We start from the raw sequence: 17,543 nt of genomic DNA, 5'->3' as shown, positions 1-17,543 counted from the left end.
CTGAACCCCCAGTTGGGCTGAAATTTGGCGGTTCGTCACGCGCTGTCGCTTAACGCTCCCGAAGGGTCAAGGTTTCCGAGCAAAGACCTCCTCGACGCACAGGCCCCGTCAGAACTTGTCGTCTTCGGTCGGCACCAGGATTTCACGCTTGCCGGCATGGTTGGCGGGGCCGACGATGCCTTCCTTCTCCATCTTCTCGATGATGGAGGCGGCGCGGTTGTAGCCGATCCCCAGCCGCCGCTGAATATAGCTGGTCGATGCCTTGCCGTCGCGCAGCACCACGGACACAGCCTGGTCGTAGGGATCGTCGGAATCTTCGAAATTGCTGTTGCCACCACCGCCACCGGAACCGCCCTTGCCGCTTGGCGCGTCGTCGTCCTCGTCGCCATCATCCTCGGTGATGGCGTCGAGATATTCCGGCACGCCTTGCAGCTTCAGGTGCGCGACGATCTTTTCGACCTCTTCGTCCGCGACGAACGGGCCGTGCACGCGCTGGATGCGGCCGCCGCCGGCCATGTAGAGCATGTCGCCCATGCCCAGCAGCTGTTCGGCGCCCTGCTCGCCCAGGATGGTGCGGCTGTCGATCTTCGACGTCACCTGGAAGGAGATGCGGGTCGGGAAATTGGCCTTGATGGTGCCGGTGATGACGTCGACCGACGGCCGCTGCGTCGCCATGATGACATGGATGCCGGCCGCACGCGCCATCTGCGCCAGGCGCTGCACCGCGCCTTCGATATCCTTGCCGGCGACCATCATCAGATCGGCCATCTCGTCGATGATGACGACGATATAGGGCATCGGCTCGAGGTCGAGGCTCTCGGTCTCGTAGATCGCCTCGCCGGTCTGCCGGTCGAAGCCGGTCTGCACGGTTCGCGAGATCTTCTCGCCCTTCTTGTCGGCCTGTGTGACCCTTGCATTGAAGCCGTCGATGTTGCGCACGCCGACCTTCGACATCTTGCGGTAGCGGTCTTCCATCTCGCGCACGGTCCATTTAAGCGCCACCACCGCCTTCTTCGGATCGGTGACCACCGGCGTAAGCAGATGCGGAATGCCGTCATAGACGGAGAGCTCCAGCATCTTCGGATCGATCATGATCAGCCGGCATTCCTCCGGCTTCAGCCGGTAGAGCAGCGACAGGATCATGGTGTTGATGGCAACCGACTTGCCCGAGCCGGTGGTGCCGGCGACCAGCACGTGGGGCATCTTGGCGATGTCGACGATGACTGCCTCGCCATTGATGGTCTTGCCCAGCGCCAGCGCCAGCTTGGCCTTGGTCGTCTCGAAATCGCGGCTGGCCAGGATCTCCCGCAGGTAGACGGTCTCGCGCTTGGCATTTGGCAGTTCGATGCCGATGGCGTTGCGCCCCGGCACCACCGCGACGCGGCAGGCGATGGCGCTCATCGAGCGGGCGATGTCGTCGGACAGGCCGATGACCCGCGACGACTTGATGCCGGGCGCCGGTTCGAGTTCGTAGAGGGTCACTACCGGACCGGGGCGCACGGCGATGATCTCGCCTTTGACGCCGAAATCTTCCAGCACGCCTTCGAGCAGGCGAGCGTTCTGCTCCAGCGCGTCCTTGGACAGGCTGGCGTCACGCACCACGTTCTTTGGTTCGGACAGGAAATGCAGCGACGGCATCTCGAATTTTTCAGAGCCGATCAACGAGGTCTGCGCCTCGCGCTGGACGCGGGCGCCCGGAGCGGGCCGGGGAGCCGGCGCCTCGACGCGGGTGGCGGCGTCGGAGCGGAACGGCTGCACCTTGGCGGCCGGCGGCGCGCGACGCTGGGTGACCGGCTCATCCTCCGGCTCGAACTCCATGCCGTCATCGGCTTCAAAGCCGTCGGCCTCGAAGACATCGGCATCGTCAGGATCGAGCGAAGCGCCGCGATCGTTGACCATGGCGGCGAAGAATTCGGGCTCGACGCGCGCGCGGCCGTCCGGGCTCATTCGCTGCTCGGCGAACTCGGCGGATTCGACCCGTTCGGCGGCGCGCCGCCAGGCGGTGGAGCGCTGCTCCATCACGGGTTCGAGCGCATCGCGCTCCTGCTCGCGGCGCACGGCGCGGCGATGCATCCAGGCGCGCAGCGACAGCCACCAATGGGTGATGGCGCCCAGCGCCAGTATGCCCTCGTCGCCCTCGTCCTCGTCATTGTCGAACAGGAGGTCGTCCTCGCGCGGCTCGGCCGCCGGTTCGTCCTCCTGAATGGCAAAGCCGTTCTTGCGTCCGATCAGGGCCGAGCCATGGGCAAAGAGCCATAGCGCTGGCACGGCGAGCACGATGGCGATGATGCTGGCGATCAGGCCGGTCGGATAGCCGCCGATGATCACACCGGGAATTTTCAATACCATGTCGCCGAAGACGCCGCCGAGACCGGTGGGCAGCGGCCAGGTCTTTGGCGGCACCACGCAGCCCGTCATCGCCGCTGCCAGCAAAGCAAAGCCGAACCAGGACAGCCCGCGCCTCGGCAGCTTGTCGACCCCACGCGCGGTGAACAGCAGGAAGCCCCAGACCACCGTTGGGACCAGAGCGGCCACGGCCGCAAGCCCGAAGAACTGCATGGCGAGGTCGGAGAAAACCGCGCCGGGATAGCCCATGGCATTGGTGACGAGGTTGCTCGTCGCGTGCGAAAAACTCGGATCGGCGACATTCCAGGTGGCGAGGCTGGCCACCCCGAAAGCGGCCAGCACGAACAAGCCGGCGCCAACCAGCCGCCCGGCCTGACGCCGCGCGAATGCCTGAATGCCGTGCCCCGTATCGGCCAGCGCGAGCGGTGCTGAAGCCCCTGAACGCATGCTCTTCCCCGTCTGTCATTGCCTCGCGGGTGCATGACGCACACCGGCGGATTCGACCGTCAGATTATCGGTGGGAAGGTTAAGGCTGCATTAACCATGGCCCGATGCCGGCGCGTGATGCGAATAATCGCCGGGTGGGCATTGGTCGAAAACGACAATGGCGGGCATCATGCCCGCCATCACCCGTGCAGACAATCAGGCCATGGGCCGATTGCGGCAGATCAATTGGCGCCGCCGAGCGCCTGGACGTTGGCGCAGAATTCGGCATGCGGCTTGCTCATCGCCGCGTCGTTGCATTCCTTCTTCATGGCTTCCTGCTTTTCCATCGGCATCGCCATGAACGCCGTCTTGAAATCCGCCATCGGCTTCATGGTTTTCATCCCGGAATCGGTGAAGAACGGTGCCATATTGTCCGGCTCGTCCAATGCGCCGGCGAATGCGACGCCGCCGACCATGGAAAGAGCAAGTGCCCCGAGGCAGATCGTCTTGAGGTTCATGAGAAAGTTCCTTCCCTGTGTTTTGCAAACGACCGTCAAAACGACGATCGCTTCCACAGTTCGGAGCGAAACGGGTGGATGTTTCCTCGAAACTCTTCTTCACGCGAATGTGAGTGCGTCTATCAGGGCGGACGCAGAACGTTTGCACCAAAAAAGAGGCCCGGACGCGGTCCGGGCCTCAAGGCGTGAACTCTTTTCGGGAGCCCACGACGGGATGGTTTTGAAGCAATCCGGACGGACAATGGTCGGCTGCACTGCTGGAAGAGGCAGGGCCGGCTGGAGGAGGAGTCCCGCCGGCCCCGTTGGCGACGCTGGCCTTACGGCACCACTTCGCCATGCTGGGAGATGTCGAGGCCTTCGACTTCTTCCTGGGTCGTCGGACGCAGGCCGACCAGCGCCTTGACGACATAGAGGATCACGAGGGTTGCGACGGCCGTCCACACGATGGTGACCGCCACGCCGTAGACCTGCTTGCCGAGCGAAGCTCCCGACGAGAGGCTGTTGATCGCGGGATCGGCCAGCACCCCGGTGAGGAGCGCGCCGACGACACCGCCGACGCCATGCACGCCGAACGCGTCGAGCGAGTCGTCATAACCGAACATGTGCTTCACCTTGACCGCCGAGATGTAGCAGACGACGCCAGCGACGATTCCGACGATGAAAGCGCCGGTCGGGTTGACGAAGCCGGAAGCCGGCGTCACCGCGACGAGGCCGGCGACAGCGCCCGAGATGATGCCGAGCACCGAAGGCTTCTTGGCGACGATCCATTCGGCGAACATCCAGGCCAGCGCCGCGGCCGCGGTGGCGACCTGGGTGTTGAGCATGGCAGCGCCGGCAAGACCGTCCGCAGCCAGTTCCGAACCGGCGTTGAAGCCGAACCAGCCCACCCACAGCAGCGAGGCGCCGATCACCGAGTAGACGAGGTTGTGCGGCGCCATGTTGGTGGTGCCGTACCCTTCACGCTTGCCGAGCACGAGGGCGCAGATCAGACCGGCAACACCGGCGTTGATGTGAACGACCGTGCCGCCGGCGAAGTCGAGCACGCCAGCCGAGCCGAGGAAGCCGCCGCCCCAGACCCAATGCGCGACCGGCACGTAGACGATGAGCAACCAGAGCGCCATGAAGATCAGCAGCGCCGAGAATTTGAAGCGCTCGGCGAAGGCGCCGGCGATCAGGGCCGGGGTGATGATGGCGAAGGTCATCTGGAACATCGAGAACACGAATTCAGGAATGTTCGCGACGCCCGGCAGCCACAGCGAGGCGGTGGTGATGCCATGATGGAAGAATTTCGAGGTGCCGCCGATATAGCTGTTCATGCCGCCGCCGTCGGAGAAGGCCAGCGAGTAGCCGAACATGAACCACAGCACCGTCACCAGGCAGGTGATGGCAAAGCTCTGCATGACGGTGGCGAGCACGTTCTTCTTGCGCACCATGCCGCCATAGAACAGCGCCAGGCCGGGAATGGTCATCATCAGCACCAAGGCCGTGGAGGTCAGCATCCAGGCCGTGTTGCCGGTGTCGAGCACCGGGGTGGGGGCAGCAGCCGGCGCCGCCGCGGCGGCAGCGGGAGCCGCTTCCTGCGCGAAGGCGGCGAACGTGCCCAATGCCACGAGAGTGAGCGAACCCAAAAGGGCCGCCCGTCCCGTTGTCTTCAAGGTGGAAGGAATATTCATTGAACTCTCCATTGGAATACGTTTCGCCGCTCAGAGTGCGTCGGTGTCTGTTTCGCCGGTACGGATGCGCACCGCCTGATCGATGCCGAAAACGAAGATCTTGCCATCGCCGATCTGGCCGGTCTTGGCGGCGGCGGTGATGGCTTCAACGGCCTTGTCGACCGTATCGGCACTGACCGCGACCTCGATCTTGATCTTCGGCAGGAAACTGACCGCGTATTCCGCCCCGCGATAGATTTCCGTATGTCCCTTCTGACGCCCGTAGCCTTTGACTTCGGTGACGGTCAGGCCCTGAATGCCGACGGCGGTGAGCGCTTCGCGCACCTCGTCGAGCTTGAACGGCTTGATAATTGCCATCACGATTTTCATAAGGTTTAACCCCTTGCTGTTGCGGTGCCCCGCGTTTGCACGACTTCACCGATCCCAAAGAGCCGGAGAGTGCCCACGAGGATTCAAGCTCCGTGCCAGTTGCCGAAGCGGGTGTTAACCTGTTGTAAATAAAGAGCTTGAGGCGCATGGCGCCTATACCCCGGAACAGCATCCGGGGGACACGTGGTCACAAACTAGGCAATTTTTTAAAAATGCCTAGTCCGTAGGCAGTCGCTTCAGCCGGATCAGTCCTTCCTGCGCCATTGAGGCGATCAGCGTGCCGTCGCGCGCATAGAGCGTGCCACGGCTGAATCCGCGCGATCCCGAGCTTGAAGGGCTGTCCTGGACGTAGAGCAGCCAGCCGTCGAGCGGATGCGGCCGATGGAACCACATGGAGTGATCGAGGCTCGCCGCCTGGATATCCGGATCGAAGAGACCGCGGCCATGCGCGAAGGTCGACGTGTCGAGCAGTGTCATGTCGGACAGATAGGCGAGCAGCACCGATTGCAGTGCCCGGTCGTTCGGAACCGGCCCGGCGAGGCGGATCCAGACATTCTGCCGTGGCGGCAGCTTGTCGCGGCTTTCGTAGTGCTGGAGGTTGACCGGGCGCAGTTCCAGCGGCCGCTCCCGCGCCCAGAAGCGTCGCACCGCCTCCGGTACGCGTTCGGCCTTCTCGAGCAATTGCCGCTGCGTCTGCAGGCCTTCGGGCGGCGGCACGTCTTCGGGCAAAGCGAACTGATGCTCGAGCCCCTTCTCGTCGACCTGGAACGAGGCCTCCAGCGAAAAGATCGCCTGTCCGTGTTGGATCGCCAGCACGCGGCGCGTGGTAAAGGAGCCGCCGTCCCGGATGCGGTCGACTTCGTAGACGATCGGCACCTTGGTGTCGCCGGGCCGCATGAAATAGCCGTGCAGCGAATGCACGTAGCGGTCGGGCTCGACCGTTCGCTGTGCGGCCACCAGGGCCTGGGCGATGGTCTGGCCGCCGAACACGCGCTGCCATTCAACCTGGGGGCTGCGACCACGATACAGATTGTGTTCCAGCCTCTCGAGGTCGAGAATGCCGAGAAGCTCGTCCATGGCCGACGTCATGTTCTGATCCCATCGCAAGATGCATGGCGGGTTTCCGACAGGATGGACGAGCCGTCAAGGGTGGACGACCCGGCCGGCGCGCAAGGAGCGAAGATGATTGAAAGCAAGACGGATGCGAGGACCAGGCCCGGGCTCGACGTTCTGGTCGCCGGCGCCGGCTATGTCGGCCTTGCAGCCGCCGTCTCGCTGAAGCAGGCGCGCCCCGGCCTGGCGGTCGCGCTCGTCGATGCCTCGCCCCCCGGCGCCTGGCAGAAGGATGGCCGCGCATCGGCCATTGCCGCTGCCGCCTGCCGCATGCTCGACCAGCTCGGCGTCTGGGCCGACATCGCGCCGCAGGCTCAGGCGATCACCGAGATGATCATCACAGATTCGCGCGGTTCGGACCCGGTCCGCCCGGTCTTCCTGACCTTCGACGGCGAGGTGGCGCCGGGCGAGCCCTTCGCGCACATGGTGGCCAACAAAGCGCTCAACGGCGCCCTCCGGGACAAAGCCGGGAAGCTCGGCATCGACATCATCGAAGGCGTTGCCGTGCAGGGCTTCGAGACCGGCGGCGCCGGCGTCACCATTCGCCTTGCCGATGGCGCCGAGTTGAACGCGCGGCTGCTGGTCGCCGCCGACGGCGTCAACTCGAAGCTTCGCGAGATGGCCGGCATCAAGACGGTGAAATGGGATTACGGCCAGTCCGGCATCGTCTGCACCGTGGCGCATGAACGTCCGCACAATGGCCGCGCCGAGGAGCATTTCCTGCCACCCGGACCCTTCGCCACGTTGCCGCTCAAGCCGTCGGAGGACGGCACCAACCATTCGTCCATCGTCTGGGTCGAACGCACGGAAGACGCCAAGACGCTCGTCGAAGGCGACGACCTCGTCTTCGAGCAGGAACTCGAACGGCGCTTCGGCCTGAAGCTCGGGCAGATTCGCGTCGCCGACAAGCCGCGCGCCTGGCCGCTTGGCCTGACTATCGCGCGCGCCTTCGTCGCGCCGCGCATCGCGCTCGCCGGCGATGCCGCACACGGCATCCATCCTATCGCCGGCCAGGGTCTCAATCTCGGCTTCAAGGATGTCGCCGCCCTTGCCGAAGTGATCGTCGAGGCAGACCGGCTCGGCCGCGACATCGGCGCCCTCGATGTGCTTGAGCGCTACCAGCAGTGGCGCCGTTTCGACACGGTTCAGATGGGCATCACGACGGATGTGCTGAACCGGCTGTTTTCCAACGATATCGGTCCGCTGCGCACCATCCGCGACATCGGCCTGGGCCTGGTCGAACGAATGCCGCGCCTCAAGGATTTCTTCATCCGCCAGGCATCAGGACTGTCGGCTGACACGCCGAGGTTGCTGAAAGGCGAAGCGATCTAGTCTTTCGTATAGTCAGGTCCGACACGTGTTGGCAGGCCGTCGGCAAGTTTCAACCAAGGCAGTTTCTCCTCAAAAGCGACATGCAGCGTTGGCGCAAATTTCTCCGGCTCCTCCATCGCTGCGGCAAAGAAATGCATGACACCGGACATGTTCTTCGAGCGGAAGGAAAGCGGCGAGCCACAGTGACGGCAGAACGTTCTTTCCACACCGGGAGAAGAGTTGAATACTTTCGGCAGCTTGCCCAGCCATCGCCATTGGCTGTCTAAAACGCCAATATAGGTGGTCATCGGCGCGGAACATTGCCGCCGGCAACTTTCACAATGACAGCTCACGCAGGCTTGTGCCGAGCCATCGACTTCAAAAGCAATGGCGCCACATAAGCAATGCCCGCGCATGCAAAGTCTCCTTGACCTAACCGAGCTGAAAGATACCTTATAGCCGTCGTAGCGAGGGGGCGGCGTGAAATGCGCTGAGCGGGCGCTCAATTCCGACACCATTCTTCGAATGAAGCCGGGCGCGCTCCAAAGACATGGGCGTTGGCCTACCCGGCCTTAGCTTCAACTGCAACGCCACTGATGAATGTTTCGTCCGGCAACGGCGCAAACGCACAAAGACGTCGACCGCAGGGCCGGCCTCCCCACATCCACACGTCTAGTTGACCTCAAAACCGAGCTTCTGCCGCAGGCGCAAAATGCGCTGATCGGCTATCTCAAGGCGCTTCTCGCCACCCTGGGCGGCGCGGTTGAGCATCTGCAGGAGATCGTTGCGTTTCGACACGTCGAGACGCTGGCGCAGGAACGGCGCCAATTTGTCGATGACGATCGTCGTGTCGTCGATCTGCGCGGCCGCCCATTTGGCGTAGATCACGGCCTCTTCCGTCTTCTTCTTGTCGGCGATTTCCGAGATCACCGACCGGATGACAGCCTCGCGCTGTGGCAGCACTGGTCCATCCTCGGAGACGAGCGCCGTGATGAGCGTCGCCGCCGCCACCACCGGGTCGTCGATCGCCGTCAGCGGCGACAGGGCCGCCTGCTTGCGCAGCTTCTTGCGGCGCACGGAACCTTGGACGCGACCGATGACATCGGCAACGTCACGAGCGGCCTCGTTCATGGCCTTCATCCGGTACCACCAGAGCGCCCCCGCTCCGAGCACGCCAAGAACAGCAATCAAGAACGGCATCGGATTCCCTCGAGTTCCCGGCGACGATAGGGGAACTCTCGGCTTCCTTCAACGGCGAGCGAACAATCCTGCCTATGATCCCGGCACGTCGTAGATCGCCCGCACTTCGATGGTGCCGAGTTCGGCCAGCGGGATGCCGGCGGCAAGGTCCAGCGCCTCTTCGATGTCTCCGGCCTCGATCATGACGAAGCCGAGCAATTGCTCCTTGGTTTCGGCGAAGGGGCCGTCCGTGACCAGCCTTTTGCCGTTGCGCCGTCGCACGGTCTTGGCGGACGTCACCGATTGCAGCGCCTCGGCAACGATCAGCTTGCCTTGTCGGTCCAAAGTCCTGTCATAGGCCAGCGAATCGCTATCGAGCTTGGCGCTCCGCTCGGTTGTCAGCGCGTGGAGGTCTTTTTCCTCGCCGTAGACCAGGCACATATATTTCATGTCCAGTTCCTTCCTTTGAAGACTCTTCGGTGGCCGTGCCGGCCTTGCCCTAGATCGACGCCGCATGATCGAGAAGCCACGCCGCGACCCCGATGAGGACAGGGGCGGCCAGCAGCTTGGCTAGGCCGGCCATAGCCGGGTCCAGCCAGAAGTCTTGTCGCTCGATCTTGCGGCACGGCCCCTTCCAAAGCGCGAAAAATAAATCGTTCATGTGAATCTCCATCCGGCCACGACACCATGGCCCCCGCAGGACGGTCGAACCCGGCAGGAGCCGACATTTTCGCTTCAGCATTTTTTTCGAAGGATTCGGTCATCGGACGGTTTGTTGTCCGAGACCGCGGTGGCGTTCGTCTCCGGGCGCGCTATGTTGAGCGGACACCGGGCTTACGCCCGGACAACGCGCCACGACAGCCAAGGAGAATTTCATGGACCGCACAGCAAACGCCATCTGGAAAGGCAATTTGAAGGAGGGCACCGGGACAATCGACACCCAGAGCGGGACCTTGAAGGGCACGCCCTATTCGTTCAAGGCACGCTTCGAGGATGAAAGCGGCAGATCCGGCACCAATCCCGAAGAACTCATCGCGGCCGCCCATGCCGGCTGCTACGCCATGCAGCTGTCGCATTTCCTTGCCGAGAACGGCACGCCCGCAACCGAGCTCGACGCCAAAGCGGTGGTGACGCTGGTTCCAGGCACCGGCATCACCGGTAGCGCCATCACGCTGGTCGGCAAAGTGCCTGGTATCGATGAGGCGAAGTTCAAGGAATTGGCGGAAAAAGCCAAAGCCGAATGCCCTGTCTCGAAGGCGCTCGGCGCCATCAAGGTTTCGCTCGACGCGAAGTTGGGGTGATTAGCCTGGCCGGTAGCGATCCTTCGCGCGCCTCTCTGCCCTGCAGGACAGAGGGGGGCGCTGTCCCGCCGACGTCTTCCTTACACGCCCAACGCCTCTATCTTCGCCCTCAGCGCCGCAACCTCCTGCTCCAGCGCCTCCACTCTTGCTTCGAGATCGGAAGCTGGCATCGCCGATACGCTCCGCTGTACCGCCAGCGCCGCGACGTCGACCGCTCCGCTCAACAAATGCACGTAGCGGTCCTCGCGGTGGCCGGGGCCGCGCGGGATTTCCTGGATCAGCGGTGGCCGGCGGCCGATCAGCATGTCGAGTTCGGCGCGCAGGGGCTCGATCGACGAAAACCGCGCCATGCGCTCGGAACGCGCCAGAAGTTCGTGCGCCGTCTGCGGCCCGCGCAACAGGAGCAGACCGAGCAAGGCGGTCTGCGGCGTGGTCAGCGAGAAGCGCTGCGCCATCTGGTGCTCGTAACGCTCCACGCGCGAGCCGAACATCTGCCGCACCAGAGCCTTCTGTTCGAGCAGCTTCAGGGCCCGGTGCACCTCCGTCTGCTCCAGCGCCATCACCGGCTCGCGCGCCGTCTTCTGGTTCGCGGCGGCCTGCGCGCTATTGAGCGTCAACGGATAGACGTCGGGCGTCAGTACCTTCTTCTCGATCAGGCAGCCGAGCACGCGCGCCTCGGCAGGGGAAAGGACGGGAAGGTCATCGCTCATTTACGGTAGGCCTCTTGGCGGTAGAACTCTGTTGCAAGGGCACTGGCGCGCGCCTGGCGAACCTCATCGCGCACCATGCCGGGAAGGTTCATTTGGTGATGGCCATAGCGTGCTTCCAGATAATGCGCGATTGCAGTCGGGATGAGACCGAATCCCATCTCACGCGTCCGGCTTTTCCGCTCGATCAGGTGACGTATTTCCTTGCTTGCCGGCCCCGGAATCTCGGTCTGAGCGAGACATTCCCCAAAGTTCATGGGGGGCAGGCTGGTGAAGTCGCGCTGTTCCATCCAGTCCAGTGCCACGAGCGGGCGGATCAAGTAGAACAGCTTCTTGAGCTTCACCTGACCGGAGAGACTGCCGATCTTGGCGACCTGCGAGCGCGCTAGGCCGAGATAGTGGTGCGCCACCTTTGCCGGATCGACTATCTGGGCCAGCACGTCGAGAAGGCGCGCGCGAAACCCTGCGACTTCTTCATAGACGATTGGCGACTTTGCCCATTCCACGATGACGGCGTTGCCGCCAAGCGCCAGGCGCAGGGCTTTGCGGAGATCCCATCCGCCGGCGTCGACCTCGCCTTCGATCGGAAACTCGATGACGTCGCGCGCCTGCTCGAGCACGAGATGATCCGCAACAGGCCTGACATAGACGAAGCGCCAGTCATAGTCACTGTCGGGAGAAGGGAAGCCCCAGGCGCGGCTGCCGCTTTCAATGGCGAACAGGATCGCTACCCCTTCAGCCCGCGCCAGATCGAGTCGCATTCGGATCGCCGCGACGGCCTCAGGCGAAAACTCAGCAGGCAGGGGCCATTCCATCCAATGCCTATAGCCTTCGTTACCGTCCGTCTTCGCCAGGCGAATCGGATCTCCCGGCGGATGCTGACGGGACCAAGGGCGTGGCCATCCGGCCTTCCTCTGCCTTGTAGAAATACTGGCTGGCCACCAGCCATCCCTTCAGCGGACGCAATGGCGGAATGCAGGTCAGTAGCATGAACGGCAAGGTCGTGAACAGATGCACCCAGTAGGGCGCTTCGAAGCGCACCTCGATCCAGAGCGCAAGCACAACGCTCGGCACGCATGCAAAACATATCACGAAGAAGGCCGGGCCATCGGCGGGGTCGGCGAAGGAATAGTCGAGGCCGCAGACTTCGCAGCCCTTGCGAAGCTTCAGGAAGCCCTCGAACAGATGTCCTTCGCCACAGCGCGGACACCGACCCTTTATGCCTGTTTCAATCGGCGACAGCGGAGCCCATTCGCGATCCGGAATCATCTTGCTCTTCCTTGTCGTGTCGCGCTGGCGCGGTCGTCAAATGCAAGGACCTGCCCGCGGGCGGCTGGTGGAACATAGCCGCAGTGCAACTATCCGTTCCGACAGACAAGCCCGTCCTGAAAGGTCGAGCAGGAACGGCTCTAAATGCGCCGTTCGACCATCATCTTCTTGATCTCCGCGATCGCCTTGGCCGGGTTGAGGCCCTTGGGGCAGGTCTGCGCGCAGTTCATGATGGTGTGGCAGCGATAGAGCCGGAACGGGTCCTCGAGATTGTCGAGCCGCTCCCCCTTGGCCTCATCGCGACTGTCGATCAGCCAGCGATAGGCCTGCAGCAGCGTGGCCGGACCGAGATAGCGGTCGCCGTTCCACCAATAGCTCGGGCACGACGTCGAGCAGCAGGCGCACAATATGCACTCGTAAAGACCATCGAGTTTCTCGCGGTCCTCATGGCTCTGCAGCCATTCCTTGGCCGGTTCCGGCGACACCGTTTTCAACCAGGGCTGGATCGAGGCGTGCTGGGCGTAGAAATTCGTCAGGTCGGGCACCAGATCCTTCACCACCTGCATATGCGGCAGGGGATAGACCTTGATGGCGCCGCTGATGTCGTCGCAGCCCTTGGTGCAGGCCAGCGTATTGGAACCGTCGATGTTCATGGCGCAGGAGCCGCAAATGCCTTCGCGGCAGGAGCGGCGCAGGGTCAGCGTCGGATCGATCTTGTTCTTGATGTAGAGCAGCGCGTCCAGCACCATCGGGCCGCAATCGTCCATATCGACGAAATAGGTGTCGATGCGCGGGTTCTCGTCATCGTCTGGCGACCAGCGATAGATGCGATATTCCCGCAGATTGGTCGCGCCTTCCGGCTTCGGCCAGGTCTTGCCTTGCTGGATCTTGGAGTTTTTGGGAAGTGTGAGTTCGACCATTCGCCCTCGTCCTATTCCTTCTCGTGCCCGTAGTCTTTGTCATGCACGAAATGAGCGTTGACAAATCCTGTACACCTACCGTGCACCCGCACTTCCACGGCGTTGCCGACGACCTGCTTGCGCGTGGCAACCCGACCGCGCTCGCCAGCCAAGCAGTTCACCGGTCCGCTGCTGCTCCTCAGAAATGCAAGCCTCTCGGAGGACTGTGCGCTCGAAGCATTCTTCCAAACGGCAATGTCATTGACCATCGCGGAGATCTTGTCGGCACCGTCATAGACGTAGACCGTGTCAGCCGAGGTCGCACACCCGCCGACGGCGACGCAGAGCATCGTGACCGCCGCCATTCTCATCTCAATACACCCGCGCCTTCGGCGCGATCTTGGCGAGGCTGATGCCGCCGTCCTTTTCGGCCAGCAGCGGCTCGGTGTGCACCGGCCGGTAGCTCAGCGTCACCTGTCCGTCCTCGCTTAGATGGGCGAGCGTATGCTTGCGCCAGTTGACGTCGTCGCGGGCGGAAAAATCCTCCCGCGCATGGGCGCCCCGGCTCTCCTTGCGCGCCTCGGCGCCGTAGACCGTGGTGACGGCGTTGGCCATCAGGTTTTCAAGCTCCAGCGTCTCGACCAGATCGGAATTCCAGATCATCGAGCGGTCATAGACCTTGATATCGGCAAGCTCGGTCCACAGCTGCGAAATGCGCTTGCAGCCGCTCTCGAGCGACTCCTGCGTGCGGAATACGGCGGCGTCTTCCTGCATCGCCCTCTGCATCTTTTCGCGCAGCACGGCCGTGGGCGTCGACCCGTTGGCGCGGCGCAGCCGGTCGAAGCGATCCATGATCTTTGCGACCGAGGCTTCGTTGGGCGACGGGATGGCCGCCTTGCGATCGATGACCTGCCCGGCCCGGATCGCCGCTGCGCGGCCGAACACCACGAGATCGATCAGCGAGTTCGAACCCAGCCGGTTGGCGCCGTGCACCGATGCGCAGCCGGCTTCGCCGACTGCCATCAGCCCGGGCGACACGCGGTCGGGGTTCTCCGGAGTGGGGCTCAGCACCTCGCCCCAGTAATTGGTCGGCACGCCGCCCATATTGTAGTGCACCGTCGGCAGAACCGGGATCGGCTCCTTGGTAAGGTCGACGCCGGCGAAGATTTTCGCCGATTCCGAGATGCCGGGCAGCCGCTCATGCAGCACGGCCGGATCGAGATGATCGAGATGCAGGAAGATGTGGTCCTTGTTCTTGCCGACGCCGCGACCCTCGCGGATCTCCAGCGTCATGCAGCGCGAGACGACGTCGCGCGAGGCAAGGTCCTTGGCCGACGGCGCGTAGCGTTCCATGAAGCGCTCGCCCTCGGAGTTGACGAGATAGCCGCCCTCGCCGCGCGCGCCCTCGGTGATCAGGCAGCCGGCGCCATAGATGCCGGTCGGATGGAACTGCACGAACTCCATGTCCTGGAGTGGGAAACCAGCCCGCGCCGCCATGCCGCCGCCATCGCCGGTGCAGGTGTGCGCCGAGGTGGCCGAGAAATAGGCGCGGCCATAGCCGCCGGTCGCCAGCACCACCATCTTGGCCGAGAAGCGGTGGATGGTGCCGTCGTCGAGGTTCCAGGCCACGACGCCGGTGCAGGTGCCGTCCGGCTCCATGATCAGGTCAAGCGCGAAATACTCGATGAAGAACTGCGCGTTGTTCTTCAGCGACTGGCCGTAGAGCGTGTGCAGGATGGCGTGGCCGGTGCGGTCGGCCGCGGCGCAGGTGCGCTGCACCGGCGGACCGTCGCCATAATTCATCATGTGGCCGCCGAACGGCCGCTGGTAAATCTTGCCCTCCTCGGTGCGCGAGAACGGCACGCCGTAATGCTCGAGCTCGTAGACGGCGGCCGGCGCTTCGCGCACCAGATATTCCATGGCGTCGACATCGCCCAGCCAGTCCGACCCCTTGACCGTGTCATACATGTGCCACTGCCAGGAATCCGGCCCCATATTCGACAGCGACGCGGCAATGCCGCCTTGCGCCGCCACCGTGTGCGAGCGGGTCGGGAACACTTTGGAGATGCAGGCGGTACGCAGGCCCTGTTCAGCCATGCCCAGCGTGGCGCGCAGGCCGGCGCCGCCGGCGCCTACGACCACGACATCGAATTTGTGGTCGACGAAGGTGTAGCCCGCCATGTTTGCGTCCTTGGCCAACTCAGCCTCCGAATGCCAGCTTGAGCAGGGCGAAGACCGAGGCCACGCCGACCGCTATGGTGAAAAATGTGTTGAGCGCGATCAGCGCCAGCTTCATGCCCTCGCCATGCACGTAGTCCTCGATGATCACCTGCATGCCGATCCGCATATGGATAAGCGCGGAGACAAGCACCAGCAGCAGCACCAGAGCGACCAGGGGATTGGCGAGCGCCGCCCTGACCTCGGCATAGCCGGCGCCGTTGAGCGCGACGAGGAAGCCGACGAAGAACAGCATCAAGGGGATGTTGGCCACCGCCGTGAGGCGCTGGCGCCAGAAATGCCCGGTGCCCTCGCGGGCGGAACCCAGGCCGCGGACCTTCGCCAGCGGCGTGCGCATATCGCTCTTGCCAACGCTCATGATCAGGCTCCCCGGACCATGTAGCCGGCGATCCAGATCAGCGCCGTCAGCAGGATCGATCCGGCCAGTGTCGCCCAGGCGATCCGCGACGAGGCATGCTTCTCGAGGCCGGCGCCGGTGTCCCACACCAGGTGCCGGACGCCGCCAAGCATGTGGTGCATCAGCACCCAGCTATAGCCGAACAGCACGAGTTGGCCGAGCCAGGTTCCGAATGCCCAGTTCACCCGATCGAAGGTCGATTGCGAGCTTGCCGCCGCCATCAGCCAGGCGGCCACGAGCAGCGTGCCGAAATACAATGCGCCGCCGGTGATGCGATGGATGATCGACATCGTCATCGTGATGGGCGGCCGGTACACGCTCAGATGCGGCGACAGTGGCCGTTCACGTCTGGCGAAGTCTTGGGTGGCTGGTGATTTGCTCATGGCTCCCCAGTTCGGCGTCCCTGTGCCCGTCGCCCAAAGTGATCTCGATTTTGGGAAGACCGGCATGCATAAACAAAATCCAAAGCGCGTCCCGATCGGGCGTCACGCTCCAGCCGCAGGTGGAAATGCGGCATTGCCGCTTCCGGTTGCGACCTCGGACACGCGGTTTCTAATGCTCTTTTTGCACCGCGTCAAAGCCAGAAAACCGTTTTGGAAACGTAATTTAGTCTGATTAAAAGGCCTGCCGGCGCTTCAATCGATTAGCGGCTGCGGGGCCGAAGCTGGCGCCGTCTCTCCGCGCTGCAGCACGCGCGCGGTATAGCACGATGCAGGCTCAGCGGGTGCAAGTCACCGGTGTCGACCCGCCCTTCATGACAAGAGCCTCGCGGCCGTCGATCACGATCGCGTCATGCGCCTGGCCAAACCGGCTGTTCTGGTTGGCGGGCGAGGCGGGCATGTCCTGAACGACGCCGTCAGGACCGACAACCCGGATCGACGCGCCGAGGTTCTCGATGGTCATCCTTCCGCCATTGGCGCAGACATAGGCGGCCGTTCGCGGCTGCGGCCCTGTCACCTCGGTGACCGGACCCGGGGCCGCAGGGGCCACCGGTACCGAGGTCGCAGCAACGCCGCCGGCTTTCGGGGTGTCCTCCTGCGGCATGCAGGCGACGGCCAGTAACAGCAGCGGCCACAGGGCGAGCGTTACCCGAACCGACCCGCGTAACGGCATATCATGTCCTCCCGCGGCACGCGGCCACTTTAGCCTGCCCAATCAGGTCGGTCCGACGCCGAGCGCGATGCTGCGGCCAAGCATTGCCAAATGATGACCGCAGGGTTCTCCCTGGCGCCGGAAATTAACCATGCTTGATAAGACACCGGCCTGCGCCGCGCCAGCCTCTTAACAAAGGTTAAGAAATGGTTAATTTCTGATTCGAGGAGCAGGCGCCTCCCGCAAAGCGGTTCAGCGGTCTGGGGCAGCGGTCTGTATCCGGTAAGGGCGAAAGCGTGTCGTAACGCCTTCGCCACAACACGGAGGACGCCATGCGTTCGAACTCTGTCGGATCGTGCCTTGCGGCACTCGTCCTGTCTGCATCAGTCGTCGCCTTGGCGGCACCGGCACTCAGCGGTACCCGCCATCAGGACCGCGTCTACGCCGATTCCTTTGGCAATCTCGTCATCGACAGCGCCGCCGGCTACAAGCGCATCCTTGTCGGTGAAGGCGCGCTGGCCAAGCAATTGTCGGATTATACGGGTGCCGGCCAGCCCAAGGTGATCTACGAAAACGAGTCGGACGAGATCTCAGGCTCCAGCGACTGCTACCGCCCGCCGGTGTTCGTGAAGGGTCGGTCCTATATGTATGGGCTTTCCGACGGCGAGATGCCCGAACTCAGCCCTTGCCGGCGCTGAGGCAACG

The 17,543-nt window shown here is 63.5% G+C and carries 22 protein-coding genes; 4 read left to right on the top strand and 18 right to left on the bottom strand.

The window, feature by feature from the left end:
• Window positions 1-108 precede the first annotated feature (108 nt).
• From LB513_RS06460 to tesB, 5 genes are all read right to left on the bottom strand, one after another.
• Window positions 109-2,793 (bottom strand): DNA translocase FtsK, encoded by a 2,685-nt coding sequence (locus LB513_RS06460; RefSeq protein WP_224662634.1) that lies wholly within the window; start codon window positions 2,791-2,793, stop codon window positions 109-111.
• Between the two features lie 221 nt (window positions 2,794-3,014).
• The gene (locus tag LB513_RS06455; RefSeq protein ID WP_224662633.1) at window positions 3,015-3,290 is read right to left on the bottom strand and encodes a hypothetical protein; all 276 of its coding nucleotides are present in this window, start codon (window positions 3,288-3,290) and stop codon (window positions 3,015-3,017) included.
• Window positions 3,291-3,607: 317 nt separating this feature from the next.
• Window positions 3,608-4,963 (bottom strand): ammonium transporter, encoded by a 1,356-nt coding sequence (locus LB513_RS06450; RefSeq protein WP_411962684.1) that lies wholly within the window; start codon window positions 4,961-4,963, stop codon window positions 3,608-3,610.
• Window positions 4,964-4,993: 30 nt separating this feature from the next.
• On the bottom strand, window positions 4,994-5,332 hold the full coding sequence (locus LB513_RS06445; protein WP_010912291.1) for a P-II family nitrogen regulator: 339 nt from the start codon (window positions 5,330-5,332) through the stop codon (window positions 4,994-4,996).
• 216 nt (window positions 5,333-5,548) lie between these two features.
• On the bottom strand, window positions 5,549-6,421 hold the full coding sequence (gene tesB, locus LB513_RS06440) for an acyl-CoA thioesterase II (protein WP_224662632.1): 873 nt from the start codon (window positions 6,419-6,421) through the stop codon (window positions 5,549-5,551).
• 93 nt (window positions 6,422-6,514) lie between these two features.
• On the opposite strand from tesB, the gene LB513_RS06435 reads away from it, so the two are divergent.
• Window positions 6,515-7,777 (top strand): ubiquinone biosynthesis hydroxylase, encoded by a 1,263-nt coding sequence (locus LB513_RS06435; protein ID WP_263481983.1) that lies wholly within the window; start codon window positions 6,515-6,517, stop codon window positions 7,775-7,777.
• On the opposite strand, the gene LB513_RS06430 is transcribed toward LB513_RS06435, so the two are convergent.
• The 4 genes from LB513_RS06430 to LB513_RS06415 all read right to left on the bottom strand — a co-directional run bounded on the left by LB513_RS06430 (window position 7,774) and on the right by LB513_RS06415 (window position 9,596).
• Complete coding sequence (locus tag LB513_RS06430) at window positions 7,774-8,172, bottom strand: GFA family protein (RefSeq protein WP_224662631.1); 399 nt, start codon at window positions 8,170-8,172, stop codon at window positions 7,774-7,776. The genes LB513_RS06435 and LB513_RS06430 overlap by 4 nt on opposite strands.
• Before the next feature lie 256 nt (window positions 8,173-8,428).
• Window positions 8,429-8,956 carry a hypothetical protein gene (locus LB513_RS06425; protein ID WP_224662630.1) on the bottom strand — a complete coding sequence of 176 codons (528 nt, stop codon included), beginning with the start codon at window positions 8,954-8,956 and terminating at the stop codon, window positions 8,429-8,431.
• A 72-nt stretch (window positions 8,957-9,028) separates the two neighbouring features.
• A complete protein-coding gene (locus tag LB513_RS06420) occupies window positions 9,029-9,385 on the bottom strand; it encodes a YciI family protein (protein ID WP_224662629.1) in 357 nt (118 codons plus the stop codon).
• A gap of 49 nt (window positions 9,386-9,434) precedes the next feature.
• A complete protein-coding gene (locus LB513_RS06415; protein WP_224662628.1) occupies window positions 9,435-9,596 on the bottom strand; it encodes a hypothetical protein in 162 nt (53 codons plus the stop codon).
• 214 nt (window positions 9,597-9,810) lie between these two features.
• Between LB513_RS06415 and LB513_RS06410 the strand changes: the two genes are divergently transcribed.
• A complete protein-coding gene (locus LB513_RS06410) occupies window positions 9,811-10,236 on the top strand; it encodes an OsmC family protein (protein ID WP_224662627.1) in 426 nt (141 codons plus the stop codon).
• A gap of 80 nt (window positions 10,237-10,316) precedes the next feature.
• Here LB513_RS06410 and LB513_RS06405 read toward each other — a convergent pair whose 3' ends face one another.
• The 8 genes from LB513_RS06405 to sdhC all read right to left on the bottom strand — a co-directional run bounded on the left by LB513_RS06405 (window position 10,317) and on the right by sdhC (window position 16,129).
• Window positions 10,317-10,946 (bottom strand): YceH family protein, encoded by a 630-nt coding sequence (locus tag LB513_RS06405; protein ID WP_224662626.1) that lies wholly within the window; start codon window positions 10,944-10,946, stop codon window positions 10,317-10,319.
• A complete protein-coding gene (locus tag LB513_RS06400; protein ID WP_224662625.1) occupies window positions 10,943-11,704 on the bottom strand; it encodes a DNA polymerase beta superfamily protein in 762 nt (253 codons plus the stop codon). The genes LB513_RS06405 and LB513_RS06400 overlap by 4 nt, the downstream gene beginning before the upstream one ends.
• 73 nt (window positions 11,705-11,777) lie before the next feature.
• Window positions 11,778-12,209, bottom strand: coding sequence for a DUF983 domain-containing protein (locus tag LB513_RS06395; RefSeq protein WP_224662889.1), 432 nt, complete (start codon window positions 12,207-12,209; stop codon window positions 11,778-11,780).
• A 143-nt stretch (window positions 12,210-12,352) separates the two neighbouring features.
• Window positions 12,353-13,132 (bottom strand): succinate dehydrogenase iron-sulfur subunit, encoded by a 780-nt coding sequence (locus LB513_RS06390; protein ID WP_224662624.1) that lies wholly within the window; start codon window positions 13,130-13,132, stop codon window positions 12,353-12,355.
• 11 nt (window positions 13,133-13,143) lie between these two features.
• The gene (locus LB513_RS06385; protein ID WP_224662623.1) at window positions 13,144-13,476 is read right to left on the bottom strand and encodes a hypothetical protein; all 333 of its coding nucleotides are present in this window, start codon (window positions 13,474-13,476) and stop codon (window positions 13,144-13,146) included.
• Between the two features lie 7 nt (window positions 13,477-13,483).
• A complete protein-coding gene (gene sdhA / locus LB513_RS06380) occupies window positions 13,484-15,292 on the bottom strand; it encodes a succinate dehydrogenase flavoprotein subunit (RefSeq protein ID WP_224662888.1) in 1,809 nt (602 codons plus the stop codon).
• Between the two features lie 19 nt (window positions 15,293-15,311).
• Window positions 15,312-15,707 (bottom strand): succinate dehydrogenase, hydrophobic membrane anchor protein, encoded by a 396-nt coding sequence (sdhD, locus tag LB513_RS06375; RefSeq protein ID WP_224662622.1) that lies wholly within the window; start codon window positions 15,705-15,707, stop codon window positions 15,312-15,314.
• Window positions 15,708-15,709: 2 nt separating this feature from the next.
• Entirely contained in the window at window positions 15,710-16,129 is a 420-nt protein-coding gene (gene sdhC, locus LB513_RS06370) for a succinate dehydrogenase, cytochrome b556 subunit (protein ID WP_224662621.1), read from the bottom strand.
• Here sdhC and LB513_RS06365 point away from each other — a divergent pair.
• Window positions 16,026-16,361: a hypothetical protein gene (locus LB513_RS06365; protein ID WP_224662904.1), complete on the top strand. Its 336-nt coding sequence runs from the start codon at window positions 16,026-16,028 to the stop codon at window positions 16,359-16,361. The genes sdhC and LB513_RS06365 overlap by 104 nt on opposite strands.
• Before the next feature lie 102 nt (window positions 16,362-16,463).
• Here LB513_RS06365 and LB513_RS06360 read toward each other — a convergent pair whose 3' ends face one another.
• Window positions 16,464-16,859: a hypothetical protein gene (locus tag LB513_RS06360; protein ID WP_224662620.1), complete on the bottom strand. Its 396-nt coding sequence runs from the start codon at window positions 16,857-16,859 to the stop codon at window positions 16,464-16,466.
• Window positions 16,860-17,170: 311 nt separating this feature from the next.
• Between LB513_RS06360 and LB513_RS06355 the strand changes: the two genes are divergently transcribed.
• A complete protein-coding gene (locus LB513_RS06355; protein ID WP_224662619.1) occupies window positions 17,171-17,536 on the top strand; it encodes a hypothetical protein in 366 nt (121 codons plus the stop codon).
• The last annotated feature ends 7 nt before the right edge of the window (window positions 17,537-17,543 follow it).

The organism is Mesorhizobium sp. ES1-1 (assembly GCF_020164785.1).
Lineage (GTDB): Bacteria > Pseudomonadota > Alphaproteobacteria > Rhizobiales > Rhizobiaceae > Mesorhizobium.
Note: the sequence above shows the minus strand (reverse complement) of the source record. Positions and strands in the feature narration are given on the sequence as shown.